Origin of the sequence: Nostoc sp. (assembly GCF_035638895.1) — a bacterium.
Classification (GTDB): Bacteria; Cyanobacteriota; Cyanobacteriia; order Cyanobacteriales; family Nostocaceae; genus Nostoc.
The window spans coordinates 1-10,210 of record NZ_DASQZC010000598.1; the positions used below are offsets into that span (position 1 = coordinate 1).

Annotated in this window: 8 protein-coding genes and 1 pseudogene; 1 reads left to right on the forward strand and 8 read right to left on the reverse strand. The window is 40.9% G+C overall.

The window, feature by feature from the left end:
- Nucleotides 1-639 precede the first annotated feature (639 nt).
- The 8 genes from VE944_RS29530 to VE944_RS29565 all read right to left on the reverse strand — a co-directional run bounded on the left by VE944_RS29530 (nt 640) and on the right by VE944_RS29565 (nt 9,377).
- A complete protein-coding gene (locus VE944_RS29530; RefSeq protein ID WP_324985908.1) occupies nt 640-1,728 on the reverse strand; it encodes a sulfonate ABC transporter substrate-binding protein in 1,089 nt (362 codons plus the stop codon).
- A 468-nt stretch (nt 1,729-2,196) separates the two neighbouring features.
- Complete coding sequence (locus VE944_RS29535; protein ID WP_324985911.1) at nt 2,197-3,060, reverse strand: TauD/TfdA dioxygenase family protein; 864 nt, start codon at nt 3,058-3,060, stop codon at nt 2,197-2,199.
- A 35-nt stretch (nt 3,061-3,095) separates the two neighbouring features.
- Nucleotides 3,096-4,202 (reverse strand): aliphatic sulfonate ABC transporter substrate-binding protein, encoded by a 1,107-nt coding sequence (locus VE944_RS29540; protein WP_414690176.1) that lies wholly within the window; start codon nt 4,200-4,202, stop codon nt 3,096-3,098.
- Nucleotides 4,203-4,512: 310 nt separating this feature from the next.
- A complete protein-coding gene (locus tag VE944_RS29545; RefSeq protein ID WP_324985916.1) occupies nt 4,513-4,761 on the reverse strand; it encodes an acyl-CoA dehydrogenase family protein in 249 nt (82 codons plus the stop codon).
- Nucleotides 4,762-4,943: 182 nt separating this feature from the next.
- On the reverse strand, nt 4,944-5,273 hold the full coding sequence (locus VE944_RS29550) for a ferredoxin family protein (protein ID WP_324985919.1): 330 nt from the start codon (nt 5,271-5,273) through the stop codon (nt 4,944-4,946).
- The gene (locus VE944_RS29555) at nt 5,270-6,907 is read right to left on the reverse strand and encodes an FAD-binding protein (protein WP_324985923.1); all 1,638 of its coding nucleotides are present in this window, start codon (nt 6,905-6,907) and stop codon (nt 5,270-5,272) included. Before VE944_RS29555 ends, VE944_RS29550 begins: the two co-directional genes overlap by 4 nt.
- 638 nt (nt 6,908-7,545) lie before the next feature.
- Complete coding sequence (locus tag VE944_RS29560) at nt 7,546-8,562, reverse strand: glycosyltransferase family 2 protein (protein WP_324985926.1); 1,017 nt, start codon at nt 8,560-8,562, stop codon at nt 7,546-7,548.
- Between the two features lie 107 nt (nt 8,563-8,669).
- A complete protein-coding gene (locus tag VE944_RS29565) occupies nt 8,670-9,377 on the reverse strand; it encodes a TVP38/TMEM64 family protein (protein ID WP_324985931.1) in 708 nt (235 codons plus the stop codon).
- 668 nt (nt 9,378-10,045) lie between these two features.
- On the opposite strand from VE944_RS29565, the pseudogene VE944_RS29570 reads away from it, so the two are divergent.
- Nucleotides 10,046-10,210, forward strand: a pseudogene (locus VE944_RS29570) (alkanesulfonate monooxygenase); the annotation flags it as partial.

The following is a 10,210-nucleotide window of genomic DNA, read 5'->3' on the forward strand; positions in this document are numbered from 1 at the left end:
GGCGGCTATAGGTTCTAAAAAATACGGAATTCGCAGCCGGTGCAGTTTCGGGAAACTTTGCACTCTGGCGTTTTCTTTCGAGTTCTCGAACCATATACTAAGTGTCTTGCGTTCTTGTTGCGTGCGGACAGATTATGACTATACGCCAAGTGGTTTTACTATTAAAGATTGTCAAATTGTCCACTTTACGCTAGCTCTACGCCGTACTAATTGCAACAGAAATTTATAATGTATAATGTCTCTCACCCTTGGGTAGAATATCGATATTTAGTTTTAATTAGCACTGATTATTTCCTAAGTAAATTTTCTTTCTACAGTTATTATTAAGGCTAGTTCTCACTTCTAACCCTCTTCTGTCACTTTCCGGGAGGGCGATCGCTAGAAGCCTGATGAGGCAATCAATACAAGCTATACTATTAGAAAAAAATAGGCATTGTATTTGTTATTAGAAAAGAATCGCGCGATCGCTTGCTATACAAAAGCTCTAGATTTTAGAAAAGGCAAATGTTTTCGGAGAGTGACAAAAGAGGGTTACAGCACTTCCGGCAGCTATGAGGTACACCCTCAAATTTGAAAGCTTTGATAGGAGAGGGCAAGGAGAAAAATTGTATTGCATAATAGCCGGAAGCGCTGTATTATCTACTTTTCACTTATTAGTGTTGGTGGAGTAATAGCTGCATATTCTTGAGGCGTGAGCAATGCTTCTTGAACATCAATCTTTTTGGGTAAGATTTTTTCGTTATAAAATAAATCTGCAACACTCTGTTGAGCTTTCATCAACTCTGGAGTAATTCCTTTTATTCGATAAGTAGCGCGTCCAGAAATTATTTCTTGAATGGGTAGATCAATTTTAAGTACTGGTGCTATGAGTTTAGCTACCTCTTTACGATTTGCTTCTGCCCATTGACCATTTTTATCAATTTCTTCCAAGATAATCCGAAGTAATTCAGGATTTTCCTTAGCAAACTCGCGTGTGCCTACATAATATCCGCCTGGGGTTCCAATATTTGTGGCATCTCGCAGTATACGTGCACCGTGGAGTTTTTCTACCAAAGCTAAGTGAGGATCGCCAGTTACCCAAACTGGAATAGTGCCCTGAATAAATGCACCACGGGCTTCGACATTGGGCATACTCAAAACTTTGATATCAGTATATTTTAAGCCTACTTCTTCTAAAGCTTTGATGATAAAATAGTGAGAAGCAGAACCTTTTTGAAAGACGACTTCTTTACCTTTGATATCAGCTAAAGTTTTAATTGGAGAATCTTTAGGAACTGCGATCGCACTACCTTTACCTGAATTAGGGCCAAGTCTTCTCCCAGCTAAATAGACTATTTTTGCACCCGCAGCTTGAGCAAAGATGGGAGGAGTTTCTCCAACTGAGCCAATATCAATTTTGCCCACATTCATCGCTTCCATTAGTTGTGGGCCTTGAGCAAATTGTGACCACTCTACTTTCAAGCCCAAAGGCTCCAAACGTTTTTCTAAAACTCCTCTGACTCTAACTAAATCACCAGAGCTTTGATACCCTATTCGCAGCAACTTTGTTTTAAAAGTTATAGTCTTAGCCCCTGCTGGTTCTGCTTTAGGATCAGTTGCTGTATTTGTATTAGATACAGTTGATGTACAACTTACTAAAGTAGTAGATAAAGCTACAAAGCCAGGAATTACAAATAAAGCTATCTTACTAATTACCGTTGTCTTAGTTTCCAAAAAATTATTAAACATTTTTGCACCTCAATTTTTGATTAACTACTGATACAAAGACATCAGTTAATAGCTTAAATTCTCCAGTCTTTTAAAGTTAATTAGTATTTAGGCTATATTCATACACCGTTTTTGTCTTGTTTATTTTTGATTGTTGCGGATTATTGATAGCTAAATTAAGACTTTGCAAAAAATTGAAAAGTGCCATAAAAGTTTTTCTATTTAACTTTAATAATTTTTGGTTTAATTTTTTAATGAGTTCTAATAACTCTTGATTTCAGTTTAGATATTATCAAATTTAGCTTTTGGATAAAGTATTTATAAACACTTGTTTTAAACAAAAAACTAATATTTTTAATATGTATTTTTATAAGCACATAGTTTGACATTTAGACAAGTTTAATAAGTCAAGAGTTAGAATAACTCTTGACTGCCTTAAGAATATATAGAATCAAACGCCCATTAGCTTAATCTTCTGGGCTATCAATCCTAAAAGGGACGACTACCTGCAAGGCTAACCCGCTTTAATACTCGTCGCTCATCTGGATCAAATGCTTGACGGTAATGCAAGGTAGCTTGATTATCCCAGTAGACAATATCACCTACAGACCATTTGTGTTTGTAGTAGAACTTGGGTTGAGTTAGATGTTGTCTCAACTGTTCAATCAGTTTAGATCCTTCTTGCGGCTCTAACCCCACAATTTCCACTTCTGTAGCGACATCTAAGTAAAGATGCTTTTTACCACTTTCTGGATGTGTTCTAACTAAAGGATGAGGAAAGATCGGACTGATTAAAGGAATAGTTTTGTCTAAACGATACAAAGACCGGGGTGCATTCCGATCTTGCAAAAATGGGTTGTAGGTAATTAACTGTAAATCTGCAATCCGTTCTTTGGTGGCTTCATCTAATGCCTCATAAGCTAAATTGGTATTTAACCAATAAGTATCTCCACCATAAGTTGATATTTCCAACGCATAAAGAAGTGAACCACTAGATGGGGTAGAAGTCCATTTGTGATCAGAATGGAAAGTGAGTTCTCCAGTACCGGTATAGCCACCATCTACATTGGAAATCGGAATCACCACCGGAGTTTCTCCTGGTTTAGAAGCCAATACTGGAGTTTCATCAGATGGTACAAAGAGTGCGCCAAAATATAGAGAAAAATTAAAAAGCTGTTCATCGGAGAGCTTTTGGTCTTTGAAAATTAAGATGTGGCAATCGCGCAGAGCTTGCTTAAGTTGTAATATAACTTCAGGTGCGATCGGTTGACTGGCATCAAGATCAGTAACTATTGCTCCCAAAGGGGCATCAATAGACCTAATTTTAACCTTTGTCAAAGTCGAGGTAGGCATAATATTCTCCTGTGTTTTAGTTTTTCTTGAGATAACTACTTATTCGCTAAAACATCTGAGGGAGTAATTTTGGCGTACTCTTCAGGTGTTAAAAACCCATCTCTAACATTCACTTTTTTGGGGATAAGCCCTAAGCTATACCACTTATCTGCAACTTCCTGTTGTTTATTAATAGTTTTGTCAGTGATTGGTAGCAGCCCATAGTCATATTTTTTATGCATTATTTCTAGAATTGGTGGATCTAGCTGAGTTACAGGAGCAAGAAGTTGTGCTACTTCTTTGGGATGATCCTTAGTCCAAATTTCTGCCTTTTCTAGTTCCTCTAGAAACACTTTGATAACATCAGGATGAGCCTGATAAAACTGGCGTGAAGTTGAGTAAAAGTTGCCAGTATCCCGCAACTTACCACCATCTGCTAAAACACGAGCTACCTTATTTTGTACATTTCTGGTAGCGAATGGCTCCCAAATATACCAAGCATCCACCTTGTTCTGACTGAATGCCACATTTGCATCTGGTGGCGGTAGAAAAACTGATTGAACATCACTCAGTTTTAATCCTGCGTCTTCTAATGCTTTAACTAATAGGTAGTGCCCAATAGAGGCTTTTTGAAAAGCTACTTTTTTGCCCTTCAAATCGCTAACACTTTTAATCGGTGAGTTTATAGGAACTAAAAGTGAAATAGCTTTACCACTAGGGCGTGTAGTAGCTAGATAAACAAGAGGCGCTCCTGCTGCTTGCGAAAATACAGGAGGCGATTCGGCTGTAGATGCGATATCGAGTCCATTTGCATTCAGAGCTTCTAGCTGCTGTGGCCCAGCCGCAAACTCAGCCCATTGCACTTTAAAACCCAGAGGCTCTAATCGCTTTTCTAAGGAACCCTGTTTTTCTAAAATTGCTAAAGCGGTAAGTTGTTTTGAACGTACAATCCGTACTACTTGTTTCTCGGTTGACTTCTCTGTAGTGCTAGATGAAACTACCGATTCAGGGGAAGCTGCCGACTGCTGAGTGTTATTTTTTGCTTCACTACAACTTGATAGGCCCGTTGATAGCATTAAGCAGTAACCGAGAGCAAACAACAAGGAACGACGTGTTGTCCTCGGGCTTTTTCTGAATTCAAAATTTCCTTTTAAAGCTGGCATGGGTTGTTTTATTGATTTCCCTCTAGTTGGTTATAACAATGATGATTAATTGCCATGTAAAAAACAAAAAATCTTTTATACTAAGTTATTTAGAAACTCCAATACATATTTTTTCTAAGTTTAAAAAGTTTATTTATTATTTTAGGAAATGGGTGGGTATTACCCACCCCGCAACGACTCGAGGAAATGAAAATTTAATAGTGAGGAGGGAAAATTTAGGAAGTGGAGTGAGAAGATCCCACTCCAATATCGTGCTAGCGGAAGATTAAAATTTGTGAGTGAAGCTGTGTATTGTTCAATGCCCAATGCCCTAAGAATATTGGGTAATGACAGGTAGCTGCTCGTTGAGTACCCAATCACCGATCGCACGCAATTTGTAATCCACAGGATCGTGCAGGGTAAAGGTTCGTAAATCCCGCCAGTAACGGTCAAATCCATATTTAGTTGCTGTGGCGCGAGTTCCCGTAACTTCAAAGATGCGGTTGGTAATATCTATACCTACACGGGTAGCTAATGCCTTGGACGCGGAAACTGCGTTAGCGAAGCTCGCCCCAGGCATCGCAACTTCTTCTCTCTTGATAAGTAAGTTCTACATTCGTAATATACGCCGTGTGTAACTTTCTCTTAAACCTAACCCCCAGCCCCTTCCCTACTAGGGAAGGGGAGCAGGAATCAAAGCCTCTCAGGAGTGAGGGAGAGGAATGGAAGCGGGGTTCTAAGAATAAGTTGCACATCGCGTTACTATTTCATCTGCTTCAGAATTTGGAATGTTTGATCGGCTTTTGCTGTTGAAGTGCGTTTATGTCCCCAACCAATGTTTTCCCGATAACTACCCAGTAGCCCAACTTCTGCCAATTCTGCCTCGTTGACCAAAGTCGTCACATCGCTTTCTGGTGCAACATAAAGAGCATCAACTGGACAATACAATTCGCACATATAACAAGTTTGGCAGTCACTCTGTCGAGCAATGGTTGGCGGCGCATCGGGTACTTTGTCAAACACGTTGGTTGGACAAATGTTCACGCAGATATTACATTTTATGCACCGCGACTCGCTGACCAACTCAATCACACTGCTGCTCCTATTTTAGATAAAGACTTTTCTGTACTTTCTAAAGGCTGAACCTTTACCCAGACTCGATCTAATCCACCGCTAATCAGGTGATGTTGCTGGTTAGCATCAAGTTCTGGATAATCTAAATGTTTGTGCATACCACGAGATTCTTTACGTTCAATGGCACTGCTGTACATCCACCGGGCTGTGGCTACCATTGCCGCAGCTTCTCGCGCCCGGATTAGCTCTTTATCTGACCTTACTTGGCTACTGCGGAGTTCTTGCCAAAGATGATTTAGCTTACCCAAAGACTCGGTTAAGCCTTGTTCTGTACGGAAATAGTTCTTTTCGTAAGGAAATACTTCGGCTTGCACTGCTTGAATTACTTCATCAGTTGCTAAGGAGCGATGCCTTCGGCGGCAAGCTACGCTCCCACTCTGTAATACTACCTCTCCAACACCCAAAACTAGTCGTTGAGTTTTGTGTTCCCCCAAACTGCGGCTATATTCAGCAGCCGATTTCCCCGACCAATAGCCAGAAGATATTGCCCAAGCTGCATTGTGACTACCACCGCCAGTAAATCCGCCACAAATCAGTTCGCGTGTAGCGGCATCTCCAGCCGCGTAAAGTCCCCGCACAGAACTACTACAACTCTCATCTACAATCCGAATTCCTCCCGTACCGCGCACAGTTCCCTCTAGGCGCAGAGTCACAGGGAAACGTTGAGTAAATGGATCAATGCCTGCACGGTCAAAGGGTAAAAAGAAGTTGGGCTGTGCTAAACGCATAGATACCCGCATCGATTCTGCCGCTTTGTCTATGATGGCGTAAACAGGCTGTTGCAGTAATGTCTGGGCAATTACTGAACGTCTATGAGAACTTGCTCCCGGAATCACACTACCGTCTTCGTAGGTGAAAGTTGCCCAATTATAAAACAGGGTTTTGGTAACTGAAGAAAAAGCGGGGGAGATGCCGTAAGCATTGGAAAATTCCATACCCGACATCTCAGCACCTGCTTCAGCAGCCATTAAATAACCATCCCCTGTTAGGACGTTGCATCCTAACGCTTTACTGAGAAACGCACAGCCACCAGTTGCGATAATTGTGGACTGCGATCGCACTATCCATTTCTCACCAGTCTGACGGTTCACACCTGTTGCACCAGCAACAGCACCATCCTCATCTACCAGTAGTTCTAAGGCGGGGCTGTTGTCTAAAATTTTGACTCCAGCACGTTGAATTTGTCGCCGCATCAGCCGCATATACTCAGGCCCTTGCAGCGATCGCCGATAGGGTTTACCTTCATCGTCGGTAGGGAAGGGATAACCCCATTTTGCTAACTGATTAACGTTGATATATGTCTGATTCAATACCCGATCCATCCAGTTGCGATCGGATAAAAACCCACCCAAGGATTCCCGACTTGCCTTTGCTGTTTCTCTTGCTTCGGGATCGGGTGGCACGTACCACACACCATTGCCAGATGCAGCAGCGCATCCAGTTGTTCCACAATATCCTTTATCTACGAGTATTACCCTAGCTCCACTTGATGCAGCACTCCATGCCGCCCAAGTTCCAGCTGGCCCACCTCCAATCACAAGCACATCGCTTTCTAAGTCGAGTTCAAAATCGGTTGTTAACGTCTTCAGCATCTACAATTTCCCCCCATCGATAAGTTTTAAGCATCAAGTCTCCACCCCATCGATGCTCCACACTATTTCATAAATCTGTTTGCCTATCTACTTGACGATTTACGACAACACCAATTTAGTAATCCTGGAATAACCCCTCACCTACAAGGGAAGTGGGCTGGAGGTTAGGTTTTTAATTACTGAATCGATAGTTTAGTAGCCTTAAATTGTGGCTCTTTAAGACAGGTTGCCACCAGATTGATAGTAAGTACATTAAATTGATCGATAAACCGTAGTTTAGATATAACAAAGCTTTTCACAGTTTTCGATAAAAAGCAAGCATTTTAGTAAACAAATTCAAAAAGTTATGTCAAATAAATTTTATTACCTATCTAAGTAGGCTTGCTTCTTGGACTAGTTTGTGTGTTTGTTATAGCTAGTGAATCTTTACCGTTAATTTTCCATGAGGCGAAAATATGTCAAATTTCTTGGCTAAGTTAACTTTAGCAACTGCGATCGCTTACTTTATCGTAGGTAATCGCCGCAAATAGTCAGTAAAAATGAATGAAAAGCAACAAATTGCCCAAGCTGTAGATAATTTGGGCTACACAGGTTGTTAACCCTCTTGTCTCCAGCAAATGTTCTCTGCCTTTCTTAGGTCAATACTTGTCTAGATTTTGAATAGTAGGATCTTCTAAATTATCTAGTTTGTCAGAATTGCGCGTTGAGTTAGAGGATTTGTGATAAAAACCACCTACCTCTGCCAAAGTATAAAGGGGCCTAGCTTTAACTTCTTCATAGATGCGCCCTATATATTCGCCTAAGATGCCAACACTGACTAACTGCACAGATCCGAGAAAGAAAATTGCCATCAAAATAATCGTAAACCCGGTTAAAGGCGAATGAGGGACAAAAAGCCGCCAATACAAGACTAATAAAGCCATGAAGATGGCCGCCGCCGCCGCTACTAACCCTAAGTAGGTTGATAACCGCAGTGGCACTATTGAAAAAGATACTAGACCATTGATCGCAAGCGCCAAGGATTTGCTAAAAGTATATTTAACTTCCCCAGCAAAGCGGGGGTTGCGCTCGAACCGAATTGCTGTTTGCTCAAAGCCAACCCAAGAACGCAGACCACGGATATAACGGGTACGTTCTGGCATAGAATTGAGAATATCTACGATCTGGCGATCCATTAAACAAAAATCACCAGTATCAGTAGGAATCTCTACATCTGCAAGCTTCTTAAGGATGCGATAAAAAAAGTAGGCAGTAAAACGCTTAAACCATCTTTCCTTGAGGCGTTGAGTGCGTTGAGCGTAGACGACTTGATAGCCCTGTCGCCATTTTTCAATCATGTCGGGGATTAGTTCTGGCGGATCTTGTAAGTCAGCATCAAGGATGATGATAACTTGACCCCGAACAAAATTAAGACCAGCCGTAACTGCTATTTGATGACCAAAGTTACGAGCAAAGCTTAGATAGCAAATGCGTGAGTCTTTTTGATGGAGTTCTCGCAGTAGTTGTAGGGAGCGATCGCGGCTACCATCATTGATTAAAATTAATTCGACAACACCATCCAACCGATTCATTACTGCACTCAGCCTGCGGTATAGTTCAGGAATAATTTCTTCTTCGTTATAAATTGGAACAATCAATGAATACTTTGGTAGCATCTAAAAATCTTGTTTAATTTTTGAACAGCCAAGCTGACAGACTGCTTGTGATCATCAAGGTTTCGTTCTCAGTATACCTAGCAAGATTCAAGTCCCACTCCAATAATTTATTTATTTTTTGGATTTATATAATCTGAATCAGATTCTTTAAGGTTTTCTACAGCTTTTTTGGCAAAAGTCCGACGATGACGATACCAAGTAGACCCTGCTACCAAGGTTCCAGTTAAGCCCAAGGCGAGTACTAGGGGCAAAAAATCGCCGGTCTTGACTGCCTTCAAACCAGAACTACCTAGTAATACAAAAGGCAAGACACTAGGAACAGTACCAAGTGTTGTACCTAGAACATAATCTTTAAAGCTGATCGAAGTCAGTCCAGCCACAAAGTTAACCAAGCCATAGGGCATGATTGGTACTAATCGGATGGCAAACATATAAAAAAGCCCTCCACGCCGCACCTCAGCATCCATAGCTTGCCAGCGTCCTGCTAGTCGTTTTGCAACGGTTTTACGTCCAATAGTCCGAGTAAAAATAAAGGCAATTATTGCCGCAATGACTGCTCCTACACTAGTCCAAAAAGTACCCAGCCAAGGGCCAAAAATTGCACCTCCAGTTAAATTTAGTACTGTTGAGGGCAAAACTAACATAGTTGCTACAACGTACAAAGCAACATAAATAACAGGTGCCCAGATTCCAGAAGATTTTAGCAAAGCTTGAATTTGTGCTGGTTCAATGCCGCCAATCAGATATACTGCTATACCAGTCGCAATTATGCAACTCAGTGTGAGTACTAAAATACCAGCTTTCAATTTCCACACTAGAATACTCCTGCTTTTTTTGTAACACAATCCATCTTTGGCAAATTTTCCCTTTAATTAATTCTTGAAAACCTTGGTTTTGGAAAGTGAGGTACACCCGTAGGGGTACGGCAGTGTTTATACGTGCCAACAAAAGCCTAAGAATAGCTTAATTTTTGGCTTGGCTGACTCACCCGCCTCGAACTAAAGTTCAAGGCTAATAGCTAAAGTCTACTTAAGTAGACTAAAGATTTTTGGCTATATTTTAGTCATCTTAAGATGACTTTAGCTATTAGCAAAGAACTTCAGTTTTTTGCGGGACATAGCTTTTACCTTAAGCTGACACCAATGGGGGCTGCCTTTCCCCTACACCTAGCGATGTAATCTTATACCGCATCTGAATAGAAACAGCTATAAATTATTAGGTACTACCAAAAAATAAATTATCCAATCTTAATTTGTAGGGGCGCTGCTTTCTTAACGCACCGTCTCTGTTACGGTACGTTGTGCTTCTAGCTAACGCATCCTACAAGTTAGATATTTTTTTAATTGCAAGTCCTTTAGAGAGTTATTCCTGATGAATAGTGAATCTACACTAGTTTTTTAAATAATTTCCTGTAAAATAATAATAAAAACTACGGTAACTACGTCAAATTAACGGTGTTTAAGTTCCTCATACCCTGACAAACATGCAAATTCTCTGGTTTATTCCGACTGGATCTCATGACGGACGCTATTTAGGCACAGATATTGGCTCTCGTGTTGCCACACCTGATTATTTGCAGCAAATTGCCCAAGCTGTGGATAATTTAGGCTACACGGGCGCATTGTTACCCACAGGGACTTCTTGTGAA

Excerpts from the sequence above, each read along its gene's own strand:
- VE944_RS29530 (WP_324985908.1), bottom strand. The coding sequence starts at position 1,728 with ATGTTTAATAATTTTTTGGAAACTAAGACAACGGTAATTAGTAAGATA.
- VE944_RS29535 (WP_324985911.1), bottom strand. The coding sequence starts at position 3,060 with ATGCCTACCTCGACTTTGACAAAGGTTAAAATTAGGTCTATTGATGCC.
- VE944_RS29540 (WP_414690176.1), bottom strand. The coding sequence starts at position 4,202 with ATGCCAGCTTTAAAAGGAAATTTTGAATTCAGAAAAAGCCCGAGGACA.
- VE944_RS29545 (WP_324985916.1), bottom strand. The coding sequence starts at position 4,761 with ATGCCTGGGGCGAGCTTCGCTAACGCAGTTTCCGCGTCCAAGGCATTA.
- VE944_RS29555 (WP_324985923.1), bottom strand. The coding sequence starts at position 6,907 with ATGCTGAAGACGTTAACAACCGATTTTGAACTCGACTTAGAAAGCGAT.
- VE944_RS29560 (WP_324985926.1), bottom strand. The coding sequence starts at position 8,562 with ATGCTACCAAAGTATTCATTGATTGTTCCAATTTATAACGAAGAAGAA.